We start from the raw sequence: 22,325 nt of genomic DNA on the forward strand, positions 1-22,325 counted from the left end.
CAGGATCGATTAGTAGCGGGCGAGCACGCCGGTGAAATCCACGTCTTTGGCGACGTAGATGGTCACAACGGTGCCTTGGTTGATGGTGACGGTCGCGGGGCGATTGGCGGACCGGCGAACGGCCTGGTTTGCAAGATCCTGGACGGTCTGCGCGGTGTTGCTTTCGAACGGCTCCTGGACCACGACGCCGTTGGCGGCAACGGAATTGGTCTTGGGGCCATGTTCGGCCGCCTCATACTTGAACGCGTCGCTGAGCATGCTGATCAGCAGTGCGGAACTGATTCGACTGGCCCAGTGCGCGTTGTAGTAGCCCGGATGGCCTGCGCCGCCCAGGTTGTCCACGCCAGGGCTGGCCATGTTTACGTCGATGCCGGTCGGAGTGACGATGCGATCCCAGATGACTGCAACGCGGGGGCCGTTGGGCTCTTGGCTATAGCTTCCCAGCACTTTCGAGCCCTTGGGGAGCAAGAGATGCTTGCCGTTGAACGAGTACACGGGCTCAGTGACGATGCAGGAAGTGAAACCCGGGATATCGGTGATGATGTGGGTTTCCAGCACGCAACGGATGTAGGTGCCCCGCAGCATGAGGCTGTCCGGGTGCGTCAAGGGTTGCGCGTTTGATACATCGGGGAGTGCTTTGGCGCCATACGCCGAGTTGCCGGGCATGCGGAAACGATTGGTGCCGTCATCGCCGCCAGGCATACCTGGGATGCCTGGCATCCCAGGCGGGAAGGGCCCACCATTGCCGCCTTGGGGCAAGGCCTGTCCACTGCCGTCCACTGAACTGACGCCCGAGGCACGCTCTGCAGCGGCAATGCGACGTTCGAGCAGCGTCGGCTCATGCGGACCGACGGGGCCTGCGGGCCTGCTGTTTTGCGGCAGCGGGGGCGCTAAGGCAATCGGCTGCTGTACAACTTGTTGTGGCTGAGCGGGTGCGAGCGGCAGGGGCGGAGCCTTAGGGGCCTCCGGTACGCGGACCGTCTCCTCTTTCTGCGCTTGGGGCTTAGCGTTCTTCTGGGAATTGCCTGCGAAGAACATCCATGCCCCGGCGAATACGAGCAGCCCCGCCAGTGCGGCGAGCATGCCCATCGCGCTGCGGTTCATGCTGCGCAGCTCATTGGATTTCAGCTGCGGCGCGCCTGCATCAAGGTCAGGCGAGGATTGCTGCTGGTGATGGGCAGCATAGGGATTCGCGTTACCACTCGGCTCACGTGGTGGCACGCCCTGGCCAGAGCCGCCGTTGCCCTGCTGTTCTTCTTCGTAGTGGTTCATTTGGCGGTGTTCCTGCGCAAACCAACGACGTTGTCGCCGTGACGAATAACCAAGAAGGGATACGTCCCGTGGACAACGATGGTGTTGCCCTCCACGGTCGTATTGACGACGGAATCTTCGCCGTGCGCGGTCTCACGCATATAGACGGAAGGGAAGTTTCCAGTAGGAAACTGCTTCATGTCGCTCATCTTGATGTAGGTGAACTGGCCGTCGTCATACACATTGACGGGCACCAGCCACGGCGCCGCCTTCGAGCGTGTCGCATAGTCGTAGTTGAAGTTGTAGTAGCGCCCTTTCACCAGGGATGTATTCAACTCCGGCGTTTGCGAGGCCTTGATCGCTTCGTTCGAGAACGAGGTGTCGCCGGGGTAGGTGAACGTGATCTTGTATTGCACGCCTTTCGTACGCGCCTGATCCAGCGTGTGCCAGTCCGTGGCGACCACTTTGAGCTCGAAGATGTACGAGTGGGTGGCCGTACGTATCATCAGATTCGTGTCGACATCGACGTTCTTCGGCTTGATGTAGAACACGTTGTCACGACGATTCAGCTCCCATCCGCTGCTGAAGCCGGTGCTATAGTCGAGGATCTTTTCGTTGGGGCTGAGCTCGATCTGCGTGGTAATGCCAAGGCCAGTGCGGACCTGATACACGCGATCAGCCTGATAGTCGTATTGCTGCACTGCCTGCGCGTGGACGTTGCGAGGCGTAGTGACTGCCGCGAGGCAAAGCGCGGTAGCCAGGGCGAATTGACTCAGTCGGTTCATCACCCACGCCCTCCGTTAGGGTTGGTCCGAGCGCTGGTGGCGGGTGTTTGGCGTGGCGCGGACGGTTCCTGGTTACTTTCAGGAATCGTCGGTGGCGGAGGGATCACGCCGGGCTGCAGTGCTTCACCCGCACTGGAACTACTGGCGGGTGCACCGGTGCCGGGCTGGTGGGCAGCACTTTCATCGCCAGTGGCAGGCACTTCGTCTGGTGGCGCGGTCGCATAATCGCTGTCGACGCGATACTCAGTCACCTGGAACCCGAGAGGGTTTTCGATGCGGTACTGCTCGTCCATCCGCAAGTTGGTCTTGTAGGTGAAGGAGATCGTCGCGATCTTGCTGTCGAGTGGTACGGTGGCACCCGTCTGCTTGTCGTACACGCTGCGTTGGAAACGTACCGTGGCGCCCTTCGGGGGCGTGTCGGGGCCGCCGCCCAGTAGCACGATGCTGAGAATCTTCACGCGAACGGCGCGATTCCTTCCGTAGATCTTGGATGGGCTGGCTTCGTTGCGTGGCGAATACAGCTCGGTATACGCGGACGCCACGCTGGACGCCGACATGGTTTGTACGGTTGCCCAGTCGCGCAGGTTGATCATCGCCGAGTCATACGATTCGCGCGCGAGAACGAAGTGCGCGATGTTGCTGCGATTGATCGCCTCGCTCGTCGTGATGCGCTTGTTGTTGAAGTCGTCGGTGAGGCGCGCGACGGTGCTCGTGCCGGTGTAGGCATCAGCCATCACCACGAACGGCACCTTCTCTTTCAGCGGCAGCATGTAGAAATAGCCGCCGGCCAGGATCAGCGACATGCCGATGGCCGAGAACGCGACCCACCACGCGCGACGTTCGCTGCGCCTGGCGAGATCCGCCACGGTGATCTCGAAGTTGACCGACTTGGCTACGGCCTCATCGATCTTGGTGGAAGTCTTTTTCTTTAACATCTGCGAAAGCCCTGCGCGGTCATCTCAACGGTTCCCTGGTCGACGTTATTTGGCCTGTGCAGGCGTGGTGTTCTGAGGAGGGGCAGTGCCTTGTTGGGTCTCGCTCGTGGGTGCTGCGGCGCCACCGCTCGCAGCGCTTGCAGCGCTTACGCGTATCTCATGGCCGTCCGTAGTGACCGACACGCCCTGAGCCGCATAGATGGACGAAAGCTCAGACGCAGCCGAATAGACGTCCGTGGTGTGGATCTGCGTGACCGCCTTGTACAAGGTGTAGTCCGACTGCAGCTGATAGGAGAACTGCAGGCCGGCGTCCTTGGTCCAGCGCCTGAGCATGGTGCGAAGCGTTTCGTCCATCGGCGCGGCGTAATAGGTATAGGCCTGGTTGAGCGGGATTTCCGAAGGGGTGTCCTGGAAATGGTTCACTGGTTTCCACGAGCCGCGGAAGTCCTTGGCCGGTGGTGTGCCGCAAGCAGCGAGGCTCGCCGCGGCCAGCAGCACACAGCACGAGAGGGCACGCTTGGAGAGTTCCTTTTTCACGACGTACTCGCAGACTGGATAGAGAGGGTGGTTACGTTGGAGAACTTCAGTGGCCCGGTGTTTCGATCACGCACATCGGCACGCGCCAGCCTTGGGGGTGGCGTTGGAAAGCGACGGATTCAGTGTTGAGGCTGTATGAGTTGCGAGAAAACATGTGCCACGTGAGCACGCATGCGATCAGCGCCAGCCGGCGAGCGCATGGGGTTTGACGCAACAGCGGGCAGCAAGCGTGTCCGCAAGATGATGACTGTAGATTCCATTCCGAGCTCCCTGTTCCTTGGTCCAGCGACGCTGTGGGCGTTCTGGAATTCCCGCCGGTGCCCGCGATATCGCCGCGTGGCAGCGGTAGGCACCTTATTTAGTAGATCGCACAGATTCTTCTCATGACTACCGTCAGCACCGAAAAATGTGACGGAGTCTGCTTACTTTTTCCCGCATGTCGCTTGTGTTGCCGAATATGTGCAGGCGTATGACGCCACCACTGCGGTCGTGGTCTTCACATTCAAACGTTTGGATAGCCAGCGCCCCTGTCCCAGAAACACGCAAAACAAGTGCATTTCAACTCGACGGACACATGCCTGCTTTTGCAGACTGGTTTGAAGCCGTGAAGCGGTGTCTGGGAAAACGGTTTCACATGTAAGAAAGCAACGGTCTTGCGTTGCTGACTATTGTGCTGAGAAAACTCTTAAAGTGTGTCAGCAATGAAACGATTGACGTGTAGGGTTTTGACTACGCGTGATGAGAGGATTCGTATCCTGTCGTGTCAGATTCTTGATGAACCTGAATTTGGTGGCGCGTTGCGTTCACGTTTGACGCATGCGGCCATGGTGCTGAGGCGCGAAGTGCTCAGCAGCTTTCAAACGCGTTGCGCCAATGGTTCATGCGCGCGTTGGTGACAGGGCCGTCGTAACTAATTACGTCGAAACGGCAGGGGTGTTGCGCGCGTTTCGGATGGGCGGCGAGCCATAGTTCTGCGGCGGCGATGAGGCGAGCTTGTTTGCTCGCGGTGACAGAAATGGCGGCGCCGCCATGAGTGGCGTGGAGTCGGTGGCGAACTTCTACGAAGACAACGGTGCCGCCGTCGAGCATCACCAGATCAAGTTCGCCGTAACGCGTGGTGTAGTTGCGATCGAGCACAACGAAGCCCGCGCGTTGGAGTTCCGCGCAGGCGCGTTGTTCAAAGGCGGCGCCAGCCGCGCGCATCAATGCTGCGTGGCGGGCTGTTCGGTCTGCGGCTGGGGCGTGCCGGTTGCATCGGTCGGCGGTGCCAGTGCGGGCTCGGTGTCCATCTGCAGGCTGCCGTTGATCGGATGGGCAAGGCCATCCTGGAACTTGGCCCATACCAATACACGTCGAATGCGACCGAACTGATCCGACGTCAGCTGTCCGCTCGCGCCCGGTAGGTAGCTGCCCGCGTGTGCGCGGAGCCAGTCGAGGTAGGGCGCGAGGTTCCATGCGTCCATGCCAAAGGCGAACAGGCGTGCGGAGGTGCCTCGTGCGGCGGGCAGCTGTGAGGCGATGTCGGCGTGGTTGGGCAGGCCTGGCTGCGCGTCGAACATCCACGGCGCATCGCAAAACTCTACGCCTTCGAGATCGCGATTGGCGCTGGCGTCATCGGTGCCGGCATAGATATGCGAGGTGCCAAACACCGGCAGGTTCACGCGGGCGAGTTTGATCTGCGGCAGCAGCAGACGTGCCTGCTGGGGGCGCATGCTGATGAACAGGCCTGTGTTGCTACTGGTGCTGGCGTCGCCGTTGTCCGTGGGCATGCCGAGGCCGGAAATGGTGGAGGCAAAGTTGACGCCGCTGCCAGCCAGATTGCCGCTGCCGGCCACTTTTCCGCCGCGCGCTTCAAACTCGGCCTTGAACGATTTGGCTGCACGCTGCGCGAAATCGTCGCTGCTCACGATGACGAAGGCGTTGGTGATACCACCTTCCGACATGTGGTCGGCAGCTTGCGCACCTTCGGTCTCGGGTAGCAGGCCAAACTCGCTGACGCCATTGGATGGCAGGCTCTTGTCGTCCGGATGGTTGAGCGCAAGCAGCGGCACGGGCAGCTCTGGCAGGCTGAACAGCGCGGACACCTCACCGCGGGTCAGCGGTCCTATGACCAGCTGCGCGCCATCGGTCACCGCCTGCTGGTAAGCCTTCACTGCACCATTGGTGGTGCCACCGCTGTCGTAGATGCGTACAGGCGGACGTGGTGTGTGGTTACGCGCGGAATCGGCATAGGCCGCAAAAAAGCCTTCCCTGATCGCCGTGCCCGCTACCGCGAGATTGCCGCTGGTCGGAAGCAGCAAGGCGATATGGGCGGGCATCTTGAAGCCCTCGCGCACGTTGGCACCTTCGCCCGGGATCATGGTGCCCACTTCCTGTTCGAGCGTGGGTGCCGGGCGTGCCACGGCCACGCCGAGCTGCGTCAGCGCTTCGTTGACCCAGGGCAGCATGCGATCGCTCGGCTGCATGGCTGCAGCGCGCTGCTTGAGCGGGTCAACGCCAAGTTTGCTGAGCAGGGAGACGATCTCCTTGCGATTCTGCGCTTGGTCCAGGCCGCTCAATTGAGCATCCATCTCCACGCGCGAGCGCGCGGCACCCCACAGATCGCCGGTTTGCTGCATCGCCTGGGAGCGCAGCTCCAGCAGTCGTAGCTGGAGCGCGGGAGGTACGCTGATGTTGGGTTGGGTGGTGAGTTGCAGGGCGCGCGGCGCGTTGTGTTGCTTCAGCGCCCACTCGGCCTGCAGCAGATCGAGTCGGGAAGGCTCATCACCGGTGAGGCGCTGGCGGCGGATGCCATCAAGCAACGAGGCGGCGCGATCAAGCTGGCCTTCCTGGCGGTAGGCCTCGGCGGCAAGCAGTTGATAGTGATCGCGGTTGCCGCCGGTCTGAGCCAGTGCGAGATACGCCTGAGCGGCTTCATCGAACTTGCCCTGCTGCACCAAGGCATCGGCTTGCTGGCTGGCCGCGATTTCGGCGGGCGACTTTTGCGCTGCCGGTGGTACGCAACCAACGAGTGCAAGAGAAATCAGCAGGGCAACGCCTGCGGCGCGATACAAGCGCATGGCCAAATCCCTTCGAGCTTTTTTGACGACGTGGTGGAGCGGATGGGCGATGATAGCCCATTGGCTCGCCGCACTAATGTCCAGGAAACAGCAAGATGTCACAGATTCAGCCCGGCCTGCTATGGGTGGTCGCCACGCCGATCGGTCATCGGGATGACTTTTCCGCGCGTGCTGTGGAGACCTTGCGTTCAGTTGCGGTGATTGCCGCCGAGGACACCCGGCACAGTCGACCCTTGCTCATGCACTACAACATCGGCACGCCGCTCGTGGCGCTCCACGAGCACAACGAGCGCGAAATCGTCGATGCCATCGTTCGTCGTTTGCTGGGTGGTGAATCGGTGGCGCTGATTTCCGATGCGGGTACTCCACTTATTAGTGACCCCGGGTTTCGTATGGTGCGCGCGGCTCGCGCGGCGGGCATCCGTTGCGCGCCGGTGCCCGGTGCTTGCGCGGCCATAGCGGCGCTTTCCGTGGCTGGATTGCCCAGTGACCGCTTCGTGTTTGAGGGTTTTCTGCCGCCCAAGACGGCCGCGCGCCGTACGCGCCTGCAGGAACTTGCGGGCGATGCGCGTACGCTGATCTTTTACGAGTCTTCGCATCGCGTGGCCGAAAGCCTGGCCGATATGCGCGATGTGTTTGGTGAAACGCGCGAAGGCGTGCTGGCGCGTGAGCTGACGAAATTGTTCGAGACTGTCATCGATGTGCCGCTCGGTGAGCTAGCGGCTCGCGTGGCCAGTGACCCGAATCAGCAGCGCGGCGAGTGCGTGATTCTCGTCGCGGGGCGTGGCGAAGAAACGGATGCGCGCGAAGCGGAGGGGCGGCGTGTGTTCGCCATCCTGCGCGAAGAACTGCCGCCGGCGAAGGCGGCCAAGCTGGCGGCGGCGATCACGGGCGCGCCGCGCAAGCTGCTCTATGAGGGTTGATGGGGCCTCAGGCCGGCATCGCCCGTAAAAAGCCCGATTCTCATGGGGCTTTGCTCGCTGTGTTCCTTTAGATAGGCGGTGGAGTCGGCCGGACAGTCGCGTCGCGCGCAAGCGCATCGAGGAAAGTCCGGGCTCCATAGGGCAAGGTGCCAGGTAACGCCTGGGCAGCGCGAGCTGACGGCCAGTGCAACAGAGAGCAGACCGCCGAACGGCGCCTTCGGGCGTGCGTGGTAAGGGTGAAAGGGTGCGGTAAGAGCGCACCGCGTGCGGGGCTAACGCCGCATGGCACGGTAAACCCCACCTGGAGCAAGACCGAATAGGGGAACGATAACGCGGCCCGCGTTGTTCCCGGGTAGGTTGCTGGAGCCTGGCGGTGACGCCAGGCCGAGAGGAATGACTGTCGCGTCGCAAGGCGTACAGAACCCGGCTTACAGGCCGACTCCACCTCCTTCACGACCGATCGTCACCGTCGCGCCCCAGTCGGCGCGGCGGTGACGGTTGCGTCTGATGCGCCATGAATGGCGATTCATGTCCGGGCGCTTTCCAGGCGCACGGAAGCGTGACGGATGGCACGGTCGCGGAGCAAAAAATCCTAGCCATTCAAACACCTTGAGGTGTTTCCTCAGAAATGGCTGGAATTACTGCCAGATCTCCGCCTTTCTCATTGATTCACAAGAAAAATTTCCTTGACAGTCTCAGGGGGCGAGACTATCGTGGGTTCCTGTGTGAAATCGTGGGAATTAGTGGAGTCTTAGCGTCGTGTTCCAGGGCGAAACCGCCATCACCGTTGACGACAAAGGCCGGCTGGCCATACCGACCGCGTATCGCGAGTTGGTGGCCGATGCCTGCGCCAATCGTCTGGTGATCACCTACAACCCCTTCGAGTCGGGCTGCCTCTGGCTGTTCCCGTACGCGGAGTGGGAAAAGGTGCGCGACCAGGTCAACGCACTTCCCAAGGTCAAGGCGGCGCATCGCGACATGCAGATGAAGCTGGTGGGTGCCGCGGCCGTTGTCGAGCCCGACTCCGCCGTGCGCATCCTGCTGCCGGCGAGCCAACGAGCGACCACGGGCATCGAGAAGAAGGCGGTTCTGTTGGGCATGGGCAACAAGTTCGAGCTTTGGAGCGAACTGGCGCACTTGGCCAAGATCCGCCAGACCATCGGCGAAGACGAGATCACCAACGAGATGGCGGAGCTGCAGCTGTAACCGGCAACGGTGGCGGCGCGCAGTGGAGTGAACGGGACGCGAGCGGGAGTGCGGCGGCATGGCCGAGCAGTTGAAGCACATCCCGGTGATGCTGGGTGAAGCAGTGGAGGGTCTCGCCGTGCAGGCTGGCGGGCGTTATCTCGATGGCACCTTCGGACGCGGCGGCCACGCTCGCGCCGTGTTGTCGCGCCTGGGCCCCGATGGTCGGCTGTTGCTGATGGATCGGGATCCCACCGCCATTGCCACGGCGCAGGCCGAGTTCGCCAGCGATCCGCGCGTGTCCATCCGCCATGCCAATTTTTCCAGCATGGCTGAGTGGGATGAGACCGCCGGCGGTCTTGACGGCATCCTGCTCGACCTCGGTGTGTCCTCACCCCAGCTCGATGAAGCCGCCCGCGGCTTCAGTTTCATGGCCGACGCACCGCTGGACATGCGCATGGACACGACGCAAGGCGAAAGCGCTGCGGACTTCCTCGCCCATGCGTCGGAAAAAGAGATCGCCGATGTGCTGTGGAACTATGGCGATGAGCGCTTCAGTCGCAAGATCGCTCGCGCCATCGTCGAAGACCGCACAGAAAGCCCCATCACGCGTACCGGTCAACTTGCGGCGCTGATCGAGCGCCTGATCGGTCGCCGTGAACCCGGCAAGCATCCAGCCACCCGCAGCTTCCAGGCCTTGCGCATCCGTGTGAACGGCGAGCTGGAAGCGCTTGAGCATGGCCTCAACGCGGCGCTGGAGCTGCTGAAGGTGGGTGGTCGCCTGTCCATCATCAGCTTCCATTCGCTGGAAGATCGCGCTGTGAAGCTGTTCATCCGCGATCACTCCGGTCGCGTGCAGGGCAGTCGCCGCGGTCCGCCGGTGGTCGCCGCACCTGCCCGCCTTGCCGCTGTTGGCAAGGCGCAGTTCCCGTCGGAAGAAGAGCTGTCCGTCAATCCGCGCGCCCGTTCGGCGGTGCTGCGCGTGGCGGAGAAGCTCGCATGAAGGTACTCGGCGGCCTCTTCATGTTCATCCTGATCGCGGCGGTGCTTTCCAGCGCCATTGCCGTGGTGTGGACGCGCCATGAGAGCCGCGTGTTGTTCGTCGAGCTGACTCGTCTGCAGAATCAGCGCGACGACCTCAACATTGAATACGGCAAGCTCGAGCTGGAGCAGGCTACCTGGGCCGAACCGCGTCGCGTAGACGACGAAGCGCGCCAGGTGCTCGGCATGGTCAATCCCAAGCCGCAAGACATCCAGTTGGTGCGCCGATGAAGCCGCGCCCGCGCACATCTTCTTCGTCCCGCCGCCACGCTGCAGCTCCCAGCGCGCGCCGTCGCATGTTGCTGGTGGGCGGCGTACTCGCGGTCGCCTCGCTGGCCCTGGTGGCCCGCGCATTCGATATGCAGGTGGTGCGCAAGGACTTCTACCAGAATCAGGCTGACGCCCGCATCCTGCGCGAAGTGCCGATTGCGGTGTCGCGCGGCACCATTTTTGATCGCAATGGCGAGCCTCTGGCGGTATCCACGCCGGTGGTGTCGATCTGGGCCAATCCGGCGGAAGTGCTGGACAACGAGGACAAGCTGCCGGCGCTGGCCAAGGCCATCGGCATGGACCCGGATGCGCTCAAGCAATATCTGGCGCAGCGCTCCGAGCGTGAGTTTGTCTACCTCAAGCGGCAGATGCCGCCCGATGCTGCGCAGGCGGTGCTGGATCTGGCCGTGCCGGGCGTAAATGGACAGCGTGAGTTCCGCCGCTTCTATCCGTCAGGCCCGGTGACGTCGCACGTGCTTGGCTTCACCAACATCGACGACCACGGCCAGGAAGGCTTAGAGCTGGCCTTCGACGACTGGCTGGCCGGCAAGGAAGGCCGCAAGCGCGTCATCCGTGATCGCCAGGGCCACGTGGTGGAAGACCTGGACCTGGTGCGCGCGCCGCAGCCGGGTCGCGACATCACGCTCAGCATCGACCGCCGCATCCAGTTCCTCGCCTACAACGAACTGAAGAACACCATCCAGCAGTCGAGCGCCGACTCTGGCTCGATGGTGATCATCGACGTGCGTACGGGTGAAGTGCTGGCCATGGTTAATTGGCCGACCTACAACCCGAACGCCCTACGCGGCAGTGATCCGTCCAGTCGGCGCAACCGCGCGATGACCGACGTGGTAGAGCCAGGCTCCACCATCAAGCCGGTCTTGATGGCCGCCGCACTGTCCAGCGGCAGGTACACGCCGACCGGTCCGCTGGTCGATACCGGTAACGGTCACTTCTTCTATATCCGCAAGGACATTCGCGATACGCACTCGAACGGCATGCTGTCGCCCACCGGCATCATCGCCAAGTCCAGCAACATCGGTGCTGCCAAGGTGGCGCTGACGCTGGATACCGGCCTGATGTATGACACCTATCGCGCGTTCGGCTTCGGCGCCAGCACCAACAGCGGCTTCCCCGGCGAAGCGTCCGGCTATCTCAGGCCGGGCAAGAGCTGGGGCATGCTGGAGAAGGCGATTCTGGCGTATGGCTATGGTCTCAACGTGACGCCGCTGCAGCTTACAAACGCCTACGCCACCATTGCCGACAACGGCGTGATGCACTTGCCCACGTTCGTGAAGGGCTCGGATAACGAAGCCAAGCAGATCATCGATCCCAAGATCGCCAACGAACTGGTGCAGATGATGGTGGCGGTGACGCAGCCGGGCGGTACAGGCGCGCCGTACGCATGGATTGCCAACTACGGCGTCGCCGGCAAGTCGGGAACGGCGCACAAAGCGACGGCCGGCGGCTATTCCAGCAGCAATTACAGTTCCGCCTTTGCGGGCATCGTACCCGCATCCAATCCGCGTCTGGCGGCGGTGGTGATCGTCGACAATCCGAGGAAAGGCAGCTACTACGGTGCGCTGGTTTCCGGTCCTGTGTTTTCCAAGGTTCTGGATGGCGCACTGCGGCTTCTGGACGTGCCACCGGACAACATTGGCCGCTGGTACGTCGGCGGACCTCTGCAAGGACAGAACGGCCTAACAGGAAGCAAGCCGCCCGCTGTCGAAACCGTAGATGACGCACCGGTCGATGAGACTCCCCAATGACCGCGCGCCTTGATCAGCTACTCAAAGGCATCGCCGAGACCCCAGGTGTCGGCGATATCGTCGTTTCAGGGCTTACGCTTGACTCGCGCCAAGTGCGTCCGGGTGATGCCTTCTTCGCTCTGCGCGGCACGCGCGAGCATGGCATTGCCTTTGCCCGTGGCGCTGTCGAGCGCGGCGCGCGCGTGGTGTTAGCCGAAGCACCGGCGGCGCATGTCGAGGGCATCGACGCGCCGGTGCTGTGGGTGGATGGCCTGCACGGCAAGGTCAGTGAGATCGCCTCGCGTTTCTTCGGTCGCCCATCCGAATCGCTGCGGGTGATCGGCGTGACCGGCACCAATGGCAAGACCTCAACGGTTCAGCTGCTGGCGCAGGCGCTGGAACATCTGGGCCATCGTGCCGCCACCATCGGTACGCTGGGCGCCGGTCTGCATGGCCGACTCCAGGAAGGCGAGCGGACCACGCCGGATGCGATCAACGTGCAGGGCCTGCTGGCCTCGTTCCGCGATGACGGCGCGACGCACGTGGCGATGGAGGTGTCCTCGCACGCGCTGGAGCAGGGACGCGTGGCGGCGGTGGCGTTCGATGTTGCCGCTTTCACCAACCTCACCCGTGATCATCTGGATTACCACGGCAGCATGGAGGCCTACGGCGACGCCAAGGCCAAACTGTTCGCATGGTCCACGCTCGATGCCGCCGCCATCAATATCGATGATGCCTTCGGCCGCACGCTGGCGCATCGGCTGCCGCAGGGCGTGCGCGCCTTGTGCCTGAGCGCTGAAGGTGACCTGGACGCCGACGTTCGCGCCACCCACGTGGTCACTTCGGCGGAAGGCCTTGCCTTCGACCTGCAGACGCCGTGGGGCAGTCACGACATCCGCAGCCGTCTGCTGGGCCGCTTCAACGTAGCCAACCTGCTTGCTGTGATCGCCTGCCTGGGCGCACTGGGTGAGCAGTTCGAGCGCATCGTGGCTGCGATCGAGGTGCTGGAGCCGATCAACGGTCGCATGAATCGCCTCGGTGGTGTTTCCGACTTGCCGCTGGTGGTCGTCGACTACGCCCATACGCCGGATGCGTTGGAGCAGGCGCTCAACGCGCTGCGTGCGCACTGCGACGGCAAGCTGATCTGCGTATTTGGCTGTGGCGGCGAGCGTGATGCAGGCAAGCGTCCGCAGATGGGCGCCATCGCCGAACGTCTGGCGGATCGCATCGTCGTTACTGACGACAATCCGCGCGGCGAGGACGGTGACGTCATCGTCGCGCAGATCGTGGCCGGGCTGAGCCAGCCCGACATGGCCATCGTGGAGCGTGATCGGGCGAAGGCTATCGAATTCGCGCTGTCCTCGGCCCAGCCGGGCGACGTCGTGCTGATCGCCGGCAAGGGTCACGAGACATATCAGGAGGGCGCGCATGGCAAGCGCCCGTTCGACGACCTGGCCGTTGCGCGTCAGGTGCTGGAGGTACGCGCATGATGCGCTTGAGCACCATCGCGCTTTGGACTCGCGGTCGCCTGGTGGGCGGCGATGTGGATGTGACCGGCGTGTCCATCGATACCCGTAAGGTGCAGGCCGGCGATCTGTTCGTCGCCATCAAGGGCGAGCGCGTTGACGGTCACGACTTCCTCGCTGATGCGCAGGCCCGCGGCGCCATTGCTGCGCTGGTAACGCGTAAGGTCGATTCCTCGCTGCCGCAGGTGGTGGTGGATGACACCGCGTTGGCGTTGGGCGACCTGGCGAGTGCGGTACGCGCGCAAAGCAATGTGCGCGTGATCGGTATTACGGGCTCCAACGGCAAGACCACGGTGAAGACGCTAACAGCGTCCATTTTGTCGCGCCACGGCCGTACTCACGTCAACGCTGGCAACTACAACAACGAACTGGGTTTGCCGCTCACGCTACTGGCCATGCCGCAGGACACCGAGTACGCCGTGCTCGAGATGGGTGCGGGGAAGCCGGGTGACATCGCCTATCTCGCCGCCATTGCACGGCCTGATATCGGCCTCGTGAATACCATTGCGCCGGCGCATCTTGAGCGCATGGGTAGCGTGGAAGGCGTGGCCGAGACCAAGGGCGCGCTGTATCAGGCGCTGCCGGTGGACGGCGTGGCGATCATCAATGCGGACGATGCATTCGCCAGCTTCTTCGCGGGGCTGGCCGGCTCACGTCGACAGTTGCGTTTTGCACTCAGCCACAAGGCCGACGTGGGCGCCGACATCGTCGATCAGCGCGTGGATGGCTCACACTTCGTGCTGAGCACCCCGGCTGGTGATGCCGATGTGCATCTGCCATTGGCGGGCCGCCACAACATCGCCAACGCGATGGCGGCTGCGTCGATCGCGCTGGCGCTTGGCGTGCCGCTCGACACCATTGTGGAAGGCCTGGAGCAAGTGCCGGGCGTGGCCGGGCGTCTGCAGCTCGAGCACATGCCGGGTGGCTGGACGTTGATCGACGACAGCTACAACGCCAATCCGGGGTCCGTCGGCGCCGCCATCGACACGCTGGCGCTCGCCGAGGGCGAACGCTGGCTGGTGCTGGGCGACATGGCGGAGTTGGGGGATAACGCCGCCGCGCTTCACGCGGGCATCGGCGAGCGTGCCCGCAAGCACGGCATCAATCGCCTGTTCGCTGTTGGCCCGCTCAGCGCATCGGCGGTGAAGGCGTTTGGAGAGCACGGCGAGCATTTCGCCGACAAGGCGGCGCTCTCGGCGGCGCTCAAGCAACAACTGCATGGCGGCATCACGTGCCTGGTCAAGGGCTCGCGTTCCGCCGGCATGGATCAGGTCGTTGCCGCACTTCGCGACAACAAGGGAAAAGGGGAGGGCGCATCCGATGCTGCTTGAATTCGCAGACTGGATGGCACGGCACTTTACCGCCCTGCACCTGTTCCAGTACATCACGTTCCGCACCATCATGGCCGCGCTTACCGCATTGGCGATGTCGCTGCTGTTTGGTCCTGCGCTCATCCAGAAACTGGCGGATCTCAAGGCCGGACAGGTGGTACGCAAGGACGGCCCGCAGACGCATCTGTTCAAGGCCGGCACGCCGACCATGGGGGGCGTGATGATCCTGCTCGCCGTGACGGTTTCGACCATTCTGTGGACCGATCTGCACAACCGCTACGTCTGGCTGGTGCTGGCCGTGATGCTGTGCTTCGGCGTGATCGGTTTTTACGACGACTACAAGAAGCTGGTCTTGAAAGACAGTCGTGGCCTTGCGTCGCGCTGGAAGTATTTCTGGCAGTCGGTGTTTGGCCTCGCCGCCGCGCTGTTTCTCTATTACACGGCTCCGCAGGCGACGGGTGTGGCGCCCGTGGCGGAAACTGCCTTGTACGTGCCGCTCTTCAAGCAGGTGGCGATTCCGCTGGGCATCCTGTTCGTGGTCGTTGCCTACTTTATGATCGTGGGCTTCTCCAACGCGGTGAATCTCACCGACGGCTTGGATGGCCTTGCCATCATGCCGACTGTGCTGGTTTCCGGAGCGCTGGGCGTGTTCGCGTATCTCGCGGGTAACCGCCTGTTCTCCGAATACCTGGGCATCCCGTCGATCCCCGGCGCGGGTGAGCTGGCCATCTTCTGTGGTGCGCTGTCAGGCGCAGGGCTGGGTTTCCTCTGGTTCAACACCTACCCGGCGCAGGTGTTCATGGGTGACGTTGGCGCGCTGGCCATCGGCGCGGCGCTGGCGGCCATCGCGGTGATCGTGCGCCAGGAGATCGTGTTGCTGGTGATGGGCGGCGTGTTCGTGATGGAAACCGCCTCGGTGATGATCCAGGTGGCTAGCTTCAAGCTGACGGGCAAGCGCGTGTTCCGCATGGCGCCCATCCATCACCACTTCGAGCTGAAGGGCTGGCCTGAGCCGCGCGTGATCGTGCGCTTCTGGATCATCAGTGTCGTGCTGGTGTTGATTGGCCTCGCCACGTTGAAGGTGCGCTGACATGATCTTCGACGCCACCCAAGCCAAGCGACGACAAGGACCCCGCGGCAGTTTCGACATGCCGCTGGTGATCGCGCTCGTCGGTCTGGCTTGCGTCGGTGTCGTGATGGTGGCGTCTAGCTCGATCGCAGTGGCCGAAAGCCAGCACATCGGCGCGTTCTACTTCCTCAAGCGTCACCTGCTGTTCCTCGCCATCGGCGTGGTGCTGGCCAGCTTCGCGATGCGCACTGAGCTGAAGCTTTTGGAGAAGCACGCCTACCTGCTGTTTGGTGGCGCTGTTGTCTTGCTGATGCTCGTGTTTGTGCCAGGCATTGGCATGAGGCTCAACGGCGCACACCGTTGGCTCAACTTCCGCATCACGAGCTTCCAGCCGGTGGAAGCGGTCAAGTTGATCCTGGTCATCTACACCGCCAGTTATCTGGTGCGCCACCGCGAAAGCGTGGAGTCGAGCTTCTGGGGCCTGTTCAAGCCGATCATGGTCGCGGGCATGTTTGTTGTGCTGCTGCTGGCGCAGCCGGACTTCGGTTCGGCCACGCTGATGATTGCGGTGACCATCGGCATGATCTGGCTGGGTGGCGCCAAGCCTGTCTATCTCGGTGGCATGGGCCTGCCGGTGGTAGCGCTGCTTTGGTTCGTGGCGAAGTTCGAGCCATACCGCATGCGTCGCCTGACCTCGTTTGTCGACCCCTGGGCCGACCCCTTCAACGACGGATTCCAGCTGACGCAGTCACTCATGGCGATCGGCCGTGGCGAATGGACAGGCGTCGGCTTGGGTTCGAGCGTGTTGAAGCTGTCGTACCTGCCCGAAGCACATACCGACTTCATCTTTGCCGTGATCTCCGAGGAGTTCGGCCTCGTTGGCATCCTGGTGGTGATGGGGCTGTTCGCCCTCACCGTAGGGCGCGGCCTCATCATGGGTGTCAAGGGCATGGAACTCGGCCAGCGTTTCGCCGGTTACGTGGCTTGCGGCATCTCGCTGATGATCGGCCTGCAGGCGATGGTGTCCATTGGCGTGAATCTCGGCGCATTGCCCACAAAGGGCCTGACCTTGCCACTGATCAGTTACGGTGGCTCGTCGATCGTGCTTACTTGCGCGATGGCGGGCGTGCTGCTGCGTACGACCTACGAGATCAACCGCGCCATCGATGCGCGCCAGATGGCTGCGCGCATGCCGGCCAGTGCGGTGCCCGATGCGAACATAGCCGCCGCCCCCGGGCGCGAGGCGGTGACCACATGACTGAGCAGCGACCCGTGCTGATCATGGCTGGCGGTACCGGCGGCCATATCTTTCCTGGCCTTGCCGTGGCCGAGGCGCTGCGTGCACAGGGCGTTCCTGTGGTTTGGTTGGGCGCAGAAGGCGGCATGGAAACCAAGGTGGTGCCAGCGCACGGCATTGAACTGGTGACCGTGCCGGTTGGCGGCTTGCGCGGCAAGGGCTTGAAGACGCGCCTGATGGCGCCGCTGATGCTGGCGCGAGCGCTGTTCTCTTCGTTGTCCGCATTGCGCAGGATCAAGCCGCGTAGCGTGCTGTCGATGGGTGGCTACGTGGCCGGTCCTGGTGGTGTGGCGGCACGCATGACTCATCTTCCGCTGCTGGTGCACGAACAGAACCGCGTCGCGGGCTTCACCAATCGCAAACTCGCGGGTCACGCGCAGCGCGTGTTGGAAGGCTTCAGCGATACATTGCCCAATGCCGAATGGGTGGGCAACCCGGTGCGTAGCGCCATTGCCGCCTTGCCGGCGCCGCGCGAACGCATGGCCGGTCGCGAGGGCCGTCCACGCCTGTTGGTGTTGGGTGGCAGTCTCGGTGCACGCGCGCTCAACATCGCCCTGCCGCAGTCGCTGGCGCTGATGTCGCCCGCGCAGCGTCCGGAAGTGTTGCACCAGTGCGGCAGCCGCGGTATCGACGAAGCACGCGCGGCCTATGCCAAGGCCGGCGTCGAGGCACAGATCGTGCCCTTCATCGAAGACATGGCCGGCACGTACGCGTGGGCTGACCTGGCCGTCTGCCGTGCAGGCGCGCTGACGTTGGCCGAACTCACGGCTGCCGGGCTCGGCGCCATGCTCGTGCCGTTCCCTTATGCGGTGGATGACCACCAGACCCGCAATGCGGAGGCGCTGGTCGCCGCGCATGCGGCCGAATTGATTCAGGAGAAGGATCTGGACGTACAGCAGTTGGCGCAGCGCCTGGAAGCGTTGTTGGATGATCGCGAGCGCATGATCGCGATGGGTGAGGCTGCGCGCACGCTGGCCAAGCCCGACGCGGCGGAAGTGATCGCCCGTGCCTGCGTGGAGGTGGCCGCATGACGCCGCGCCGCCTGCTTGCGCACGAAGACCTGATGACCACCTTCCGCCGCGTGCACTTCATCGGTATTGGCGGTGTAGGCATGAGTGGCATCGCCGAAGTGCTGCACAACCTTGGCTATGCCGTGTCGGGCTCTGATCGCTCTAACTCGCCGACGGCACAGCGCTTGGCGAGCCTGGGTATCGTCGTCCACGTGGGTCACGAGGCCGGGCACATTGGCGACGCCGATGTCGTGGTCACGTCCAGCGCCATCCGTTCGGACAACCCGGAACTGCAAGCCGCGCGTGCCGCGCGTATACCGGTGGTTCCGCGCGCGGAGATGCTGGGCGAACTGATGCGCTTCCGTCGCGGTATCGCCATCGCGGGCACGCATGGCAAGACCACCACCACCAGTCTCGTCGCCAGCGTGCTGGCGGAAGCCAACTACGATCCGACGTTCGTGATCGGCGGCCAGCTCAATGCCGCAGGCGCGAATGCGCGCTTGGGCACGGGCCAGTACATCGTCGCCGAAGCCGATGAGTCGGACGGATCGTTCCTGATGTTGTCGCCGGTGATTGCCGCGATCACCAACATCGATGCGGATCACCTCGAGAACTACAACAACGACTTCGCGCAGGTAAAGAAGGCGTTTGACGACTTCCTACATCGCTTGCCGTTCTATGGCCTTGCCGTGCTGTGCGTGGATGATCCGGAAGTGGCCGCGCTGGCCAAGTCCACCACCCGCCGCGTGATGACCTATGGCATCGATACCCAGGATGCCGACGTGCGCGCGAGCAACCTCTCGCAGCATGGTTTCGAGATGCATTTCGACCTGTGGCTGCCGGGCCGCAACGACGCATTGCACATCAAGCTCAACCTGCCGGGCAATCACAACGTGCTCAACGCACTGGCTGCAGCCACCATTGGTTGGCAGCTGGGCGTGGAGGCCGAGGCGATTGCGCATGCGTTGCAGAACTTCCAGGGCGTAGGCCGTCGCTTCCACCGTCGTGGCGAGATCGCGCTGGACAAGGGCTCGGTGCTGTTGGTCGACGACTACGGCCATCACCCGCGCGAGCTCGCTGCCGTGTTTGCGGCTGCGCGTGGCGGTTGGCCAGATCGCCGCCTAGTGGTCGGCTTCCAGCCGCATCGCTACAGCCGCACGCGCGACCTTCTGGACGATTTCGCCAACGTATTGGCCGAGGCCGACGTGCTGGTGCTGACGGAAATCTATGCGGCGGGCGAAGCGCCGATTGCTGGTGCCGATGGCCGCGCGCTGGCGCGCGCCGTGCGTGCACGCGGCAAGGTTGATCCGGTGCTGATTGATCATCCTCGCGACTTGAAGGACACACTGCCCGCGCTTCTGCGCGACGGCGATCTATTGCTGTTGCTCGGCGCCGGTGACATTGGTGCGGCAGCGGTGGAGCTGGCGAATGCCGGCAACCTGAGGACGAACAAGTGAGCAAGACGATGACCGATCCCGCACAGTTTGGCCGCGTCGCCGTCGTCTTGGGCGGCAGCTCGGCCGAGCGCGAGGTGTCGCTGGATTCCGGCCGCAACGTGCTGGCCGCGTTGCAGGCCCGTGGTGTCGATGCCCATGCGATCGATGGCATTCCGGCGCTGCTGGACGCCGTGCGCGCGGGTCACTTCGCACGTGTGTTCAACATTCTCCATGGTGGCGGTGGTGAGAACGGCGAGCTGCAGGGTGCGCTGCAAGCATTGCGCGTTCCCTTCACCGGCTCGGGCGTGCTGGGTTCCGCGCTGTCGCTGGACAAGGTCCGCGCCAAGCTGGTGTGGCAGGCGCTTGGCTTGCCGACGCCGAAGTTCAAGGCGCTGCCGCGCGGCGCAGACGTGCACGCCGCCGCCCGCGCGATCGGTTTCCCGCTGATCGTGAAGCCTGCTTGGGAAGGCTCTAGCGTGGGCGTCACTCGCGTGTTCAAGGAAGAAGATCTCGACGCTGCCGTGGCGTTGGCACAGAAATACCCCGGCGACATGCTGATGGAAACGCTCATCGAAGGTGGCGAGTACACCGTCGGTATCCTCCATCGGCAGGTGCTCGCCAGCATCAACATCGTGCCCAAGGGCGAGTACTACGACTACAACGCCAAGTACATCGCCGAGGACACCCAGTACATCTGCCCGGGTCTGCACGGTGACGCCGAACGCGAAATGCAGGAACTTGCCCTGCGCGCGTTCGATGCGTTGGCGTGCTGGGGCTGGGGGCGCGTGGACATCATGCGTGATAAGCAGGGCCGCAACTGGCTGCTGGAAGTGAACACCGCGCCGGGCATGACCTCGCATTCGCTGGTGCCCAAGGCGGCAGCGGTGGCTGGTATTGATTACCAGACGCTGTGCTGGCGCATTCTCGAAACGAGTTTCCGGGAGGACGTGTGAGGGGAACCGTCCGCCTCATTGCCTGGGTTTTGGCCATTGCGCTCGTGGCGCTGCCGATCGTCGGCGTGCTGCGCGGATGGTTTGCGGCCAATCGTTGGCCGGTGACCCAGCTGATGGTGCAAGCCGAGTTCAAGCATGTGACCGAGGACGAGCTCCGCACGGTCGTCATGCCGCGTCTCGGCAAAGGGTTCTTCGCGCTCGATATCGATGGCGTGCAGAAGGCCGTGGCCACGTTGCCTTGGGTGGAGTCGGTGGAAGCGCGCAAGCGCTGGCCCGATACGTTGATCTTGCGCATCTACGAGCGCCAGCCGTTCGCACGCTGGAACGAGAAGCAGTTGATCAGCCGCCAGGGCCTGGTATTCGACGTGCCGGATGTGTCCGCCAACACCGATCTTCCGGACCTGCGTGGTCCTGACGCACGCCTTGCCGAGGTGGTGAGCTTCTATGCGGAAACGCAGAAGGCCTTCACCAACACCAAATTGAAAATCACTGGCGTCTCGCTGACCGAGCGCGGCAGCTGGAGCCTCACCACGAGTAGCGGTGCGCAGATCATCATCGGTGATCGCGATCAGGCCGGTCGCCGCCTGCGCCGCTTCCTCGATGTCTATCCACAACTGATGGCGGGCCATTCCGATGGTTTCGCCTATGCCGATCTTCGTTATACCAATGGATTTGCCGTTCGATGGCCGCCCCAGGCGAGCACCGTGAACGCTGGAGGCTCCCCCCGCACATGAAGACCAAGAACGACAAGCAACTGGTGGTCGGCCTCGACATCGGCACCTCGAAAGTGGTGGCGATCGTCGGCGAGTACGAACCGGGTGAGCCGATCGAAGTGATCGGCATCGGCACACATGTGTCACGCGGCATGAAGCGAGGATCGGTGGTGGATATCGAGTCGACCGTGCACTCCATCCAGCGCGCCGTGGAAGAGGCCGAGCTGATGGCGGGCTGCGATATCCGCTCAGTCTATGCATCCATTTCCGGCAGCCACCTGGAAACCAAAAACTCCCACGGCACCGCGCCGATCCGTGATCGCGAAGTGACGCCGGGTGACCTGGAACAGGTGCTGGAAGCGGCGAGCGCCGTGGCGATCCCGGCTGATCGCAAGGTTCTTTATAAGGAGTCGCAGGAGTACCGCATCGACGGCCAGGACGGCATTCGCTCACCGGTAGGCATGAGCGGCGTGCGCCTGGAGGCGAGTGTGCATCTGGTCACCGGCGCAGCGGCGGCGGTGCAGAACATCAGCAAATGCATCCAGCGCTGCGGCCTCACTGTCGATGAGCTGGTGCCGTCGGCTGTGGCCAGCGCCAAGTCTGTGCTGACCGATGACGAACGCGAGCTGGGCGTGTGCCTGGTCGATATTGGCGCGGGCACCACCGACATCTCCATCTATACGCAGGGCGCGATCCGCTACACCAAGTCGCTACCGGTGGGAGGCGATCAAGTCACCAACGACATCGCCTATGGCGTACATACGCCGACCGCTCATGCGGAGGAGATCAAGATCAAGTACGCCTGCGCGTTGGCGCAGCTGGCCCATGCCGAAGAAACCATCCAGGTGCCGAGCGTGGGTGATCGCCCGCCGCGCCGCCTGGCTCGCCAGTCGCTGGCCCAGTCGGTGCAGGCGCGCTACGAGGAAATCTTCGAAATGGTGCAGGACGAGCTGCGCCGCTCCGGCTACGAGAGTCTGGTGGCGGCGGGCGTGGTGCTCACCGGCGGTGCTTCGCGCATGGAGGGTGCACTGGAGCTGGCCGAGGAGATCTTTCACAAGATGGTCCGCATCGGCGTGCCGCAACACGTCTCGGGCCTTGGCGAGGTTGTCGCTAATCCGCTGCACTCCACCGGCGTTGGCCTGCTGCTGCACGGCGCGCGCTCCGGCGGCATGCGCGTGAGCGGGCCGAGCGGCGGCAGCGTGGGTGGCCTGGTCGACAGGCTGCGCGGTTGGATCACCAAGAATTTTTGATTTTCG

General features: G+C 63.3%; 20 protein-coding genes and 1 other RNA gene. 15 read left to right on the top strand and 6 right to left on the bottom strand.

Annotated features, from left to right (window positions below; translation table 11 throughout):
* Positions 1–9 precede the first annotated feature (9 nt).
* From DYST_RS18795 to DYST_RS18820, 6 genes are all read right to left on the bottom strand, one after another.
* Entirely contained in the window at positions 10–1,272 is a 1,263-nt protein-coding gene (locus DYST_RS18795) for a TrbI/VirB10 family protein (protein ID WP_102302936.1), read from the bottom strand.
* On the bottom strand, positions 1,269–2,036 hold the full coding sequence (locus tag DYST_RS18800) for a TrbG/VirB9 family P-type conjugative transfer protein (protein WP_239947468.1): 768 nt from the start codon (positions 2,034–2,036) through the stop codon (positions 1,269–1,271). The genes DYST_RS18795 and DYST_RS18800 overlap by 4 nt, the downstream gene beginning before the upstream one ends.
* Entirely contained in the window at positions 2,036–2,971 is a 936-nt protein-coding gene (locus tag DYST_RS18805) for a virB8 family protein (RefSeq protein ID WP_239947469.1), read from the bottom strand. The genes DYST_RS18800 and DYST_RS18805 overlap by 1 nt, the downstream gene beginning before the upstream one ends.
* 45 nt (positions 2,972–3,016) lie before the next feature.
* Positions 3,017–3,508 carry a toxin co-regulated pilus biosynthesis Q family protein gene (locus DYST_RS18810; protein WP_239947472.1) on the bottom strand — a complete coding sequence of 164 codons (492 nt, stop codon included), beginning with the start codon at positions 3,506–3,508 and terminating at the stop codon, positions 3,017–3,019.
* Between the two features lie 846 nt (positions 3,509–4,354).
* Positions 4,355–4,711, bottom strand: coding sequence for a YraN family protein (locus DYST_RS18815; RefSeq protein ID WP_239947474.1), 357 nt, complete (start codon positions 4,709–4,711; stop codon positions 4,355–4,357).
* Positions 4,711–6,567, bottom strand: coding sequence for a penicillin-binding protein activator (locus DYST_RS18820; RefSeq protein ID WP_239947475.1), 1,857 nt, complete (start codon positions 6,565–6,567; stop codon positions 4,711–4,713). The genes DYST_RS18815 and DYST_RS18820 overlap by 1 nt, the downstream gene beginning before the upstream one ends.
* A gap of 95 nt (positions 6,568–6,662) precedes the next feature.
* Between DYST_RS18820 and rsmI the strand changes: the two genes are divergently transcribed.
* From rsmI to ftsA, 15 genes are all read left to right on the top strand, one after another.
* Entirely contained in the window at positions 6,663–7,490 is an 828-nt protein-coding gene (gene rsmI, locus DYST_RS18825; protein WP_102302931.1) for a 16S rRNA (cytidine(1402)-2'-O)-methyltransferase, read from the top strand.
* 80 nt (positions 7,491–7,570) lie between these two features.
* Positions 7,571–7,937, top strand: an RNA gene (rnpB, locus tag DYST_RS18830) — RNase P RNA component class A.
* A 312-nt stretch (positions 7,938–8,249) separates the two neighbouring features.
* Positions 8,250–8,696 (top strand): division/cell wall cluster transcriptional repressor MraZ, encoded by a 447-nt coding sequence (gene mraZ / locus DYST_RS18835; protein WP_102302930.1) that lies wholly within the window; start codon positions 8,250–8,252, stop codon positions 8,694–8,696.
* A gap of 58 nt (positions 8,697–8,754) precedes the next feature.
* Positions 8,755–9,678, top strand: coding sequence for a 16S rRNA (cytosine(1402)-N(4))-methyltransferase RsmH (rsmH, locus tag DYST_RS18840; protein WP_239947478.1), 924 nt, complete (start codon positions 8,755–8,757; stop codon positions 9,676–9,678).
* Complete coding sequence (gene ftsL, locus DYST_RS18845) at positions 9,675–9,947, top strand: cell division protein FtsL (RefSeq protein ID WP_074545733.1); 273 nt, start codon at positions 9,675–9,677, stop codon at positions 9,945–9,947. Before rsmH ends, ftsL begins: the two co-directional genes overlap by 4 nt.
* Positions 9,944–11,755: a peptidoglycan D,D-transpeptidase FtsI family protein gene (locus DYST_RS18850; protein ID WP_239947479.1), complete on the top strand. Its 1,812-nt coding sequence runs from the start codon at positions 9,944–9,946 to the stop codon at positions 11,753–11,755. The genes ftsL and DYST_RS18850 overlap by 4 nt, the downstream gene beginning before the upstream one ends.
* Entirely contained in the window at positions 11,752–13,224 is a 1,473-nt protein-coding gene (locus DYST_RS18855; protein WP_239947480.1) for a UDP-N-acetylmuramoyl-L-alanyl-D-glutamate--2,6-diaminopimelate ligase, read from the top strand. The genes DYST_RS18850 and DYST_RS18855 overlap by 4 nt, the downstream gene beginning before the upstream one ends.
* On the top strand, positions 13,221–14,591 hold the full coding sequence (locus DYST_RS18860; protein ID WP_239947481.1) for a UDP-N-acetylmuramoyl-tripeptide--D-alanyl-D-alanine ligase: 1,371 nt from the start codon (positions 13,221–13,223) through the stop codon (positions 14,589–14,591). The genes DYST_RS18855 and DYST_RS18860 overlap by 4 nt, the downstream gene beginning before the upstream one ends.
* Positions 14,581–15,681 (top strand): phospho-N-acetylmuramoyl-pentapeptide-transferase, encoded by a 1,101-nt coding sequence (mraY, locus tag DYST_RS18865; protein WP_239947483.1) that lies wholly within the window; start codon positions 14,581–14,583, stop codon positions 15,679–15,681. Before DYST_RS18860 ends, mraY begins: the two co-directional genes overlap by 11 nt.
* Before the next feature lies 1 nt (position 15,682).
* Positions 15,683–16,918, top strand: coding sequence for a putative lipid II flippase FtsW (gene ftsW / locus DYST_RS18870; protein WP_239947485.1), 1,236 nt, complete (start codon positions 15,683–15,685; stop codon positions 16,916–16,918).
* Positions 16,915–17,988: an undecaprenyldiphospho-muramoylpentapeptide beta-N-acetylglucosaminyltransferase gene (gene murG, locus DYST_RS18875; protein WP_239947487.1), complete on the top strand. Its 1,074-nt coding sequence runs from the start codon at positions 16,915–16,917 to the stop codon at positions 17,986–17,988. Before ftsW ends, murG begins: the two co-directional genes overlap by 4 nt.
* Positions 17,985–19,424: a UDP-N-acetylmuramate--L-alanine ligase gene (gene murC, locus DYST_RS18880; protein WP_239947489.1), complete on the top strand. Its 1,440-nt coding sequence runs from the start codon at positions 17,985–17,987 to the stop codon at positions 19,422–19,424. The genes murG and murC overlap by 4 nt, the downstream gene beginning before the upstream one ends.
* Complete coding sequence (locus DYST_RS18885) at positions 19,421–20,356, top strand: D-alanine--D-alanine ligase (protein WP_275666873.1); 936 nt, start codon at positions 19,421–19,423, stop codon at positions 20,354–20,356. The genes murC and DYST_RS18885 overlap by 4 nt, the downstream gene beginning before the upstream one ends.
* A complete protein-coding gene (locus tag DYST_RS18890; RefSeq protein WP_239947491.1) occupies positions 20,353–21,090 on the top strand; it encodes a cell division protein FtsQ/DivIB in 738 nt (245 codons plus the stop codon). The genes DYST_RS18885 and DYST_RS18890 overlap by 4 nt, the downstream gene beginning before the upstream one ends.
* On the top strand, positions 21,087–22,319 hold the full coding sequence (gene ftsA, locus DYST_RS18895; RefSeq protein WP_239947493.1) for a cell division protein FtsA: 1,233 nt from the start codon (positions 21,087–21,089) through the stop codon (positions 22,317–22,319). Before DYST_RS18890 ends, ftsA begins: the two co-directional genes overlap by 4 nt.
* The last annotated feature ends 6 nt before the right edge of the window (positions 22,320–22,325 follow it).

This window comes from Dyella terrae (genome assembly GCF_022394535.1).
Classification (GTDB): Bacteria; Pseudomonadota; Gammaproteobacteria; order Xanthomonadales; family Rhodanobacteraceae; genus Dyella.

Excerpts from the sequence above, each read along its gene's own strand:
- mraY (WP_239947483.1), top strand. The coding sequence starts at position 14,581 with ATGCTGCTTGAATTCGCAGACTGGATGGCACGGCACTTTACCGCCCTG.
- ftsL (WP_074545733.1), top strand. The coding sequence starts at position 9,675 with ATGAAGGTACTCGGCGGCCTCTTCATGTTCATCCTGATCGCGGCGGTG.
- DYST_RS18800 (WP_239947468.1), bottom strand. The coding sequence starts at position 2,036 with ATGAACCGACTGAGTCAATTCGCCCTGGCTACCGCGCTTTGCCTCGCG.
- DYST_RS18805 (WP_239947469.1), bottom strand. The coding sequence starts at position 2,971 with ATGTTAAAGAAAAAGACTTCCACCAAGATCGATGAGGCCGTAGCCAAG.
- rsmI (WP_102302931.1), top strand. The coding sequence starts at position 6,663 with ATGTCACAGATTCAGCCCGGCCTGCTATGGGTGGTCGCCACGCCGATC.
- murG (WP_239947487.1), top strand. The coding sequence starts at position 16,915 with ATGACTGAGCAGCGACCCGTGCTGATCATGGCTGGCGGTACCGGCGGC.
- ftsA (WP_239947493.1), top strand. The coding sequence starts at position 21,087 with ATGAAGACCAAGAACGACAAGCAACTGGTGGTCGGCCTCGACATCGGC.
- DYST_RS18855 (WP_239947480.1), top strand. The coding sequence starts at position 11,752 with ATGACCGCGCGCCTTGATCAGCTACTCAAAGGCATCGCCGAGACCCCA.
- DYST_RS18850 (WP_239947479.1), top strand. The coding sequence starts at position 9,944 with ATGAAGCCGCGCCCGCGCACATCTTCTTCGTCCCGCCGCCACGCTGCA.
- murC (WP_239947489.1), top strand. The coding sequence starts at position 17,985 with ATGACGCCGCGCCGCCTGCTTGCGCACGAAGACCTGATGACCACCTTC.
- DYST_RS18860 (WP_239947481.1), top strand. The coding sequence starts at position 13,221 with ATGATGCGCTTGAGCACCATCGCGCTTTGGACTCGCGGTCGCCTGGTG.
- rsmH (WP_239947478.1), top strand. The coding sequence starts at position 8,755 with ATGGCCGAGCAGTTGAAGCACATCCCGGTGATGCTGGGTGAAGCAGTG.
- DYST_RS18820 (WP_239947475.1), bottom strand. The coding sequence starts at position 6,567 with ATGCGCTTGTATCGCGCCGCAGGCGTTGCCCTGCTGATTTCTCTTGCA.
- DYST_RS18795 (WP_102302936.1), bottom strand. The coding sequence starts at position 1,272 with ATGAACCACTACGAAGAAGAACAGCAGGGCAACGGCGGCTCTGGCCAG.
- DYST_RS18815 (WP_239947474.1), bottom strand. The coding sequence starts at position 4,711 with ATGCGCGCGGCTGGCGCCGCCTTTGAACAACGCGCCTGCGCGGAACTC.
- ftsW (WP_239947485.1), top strand. The coding sequence starts at position 15,683 with ATGATCTTCGACGCCACCCAAGCCAAGCGACGACAAGGACCCCGCGGC.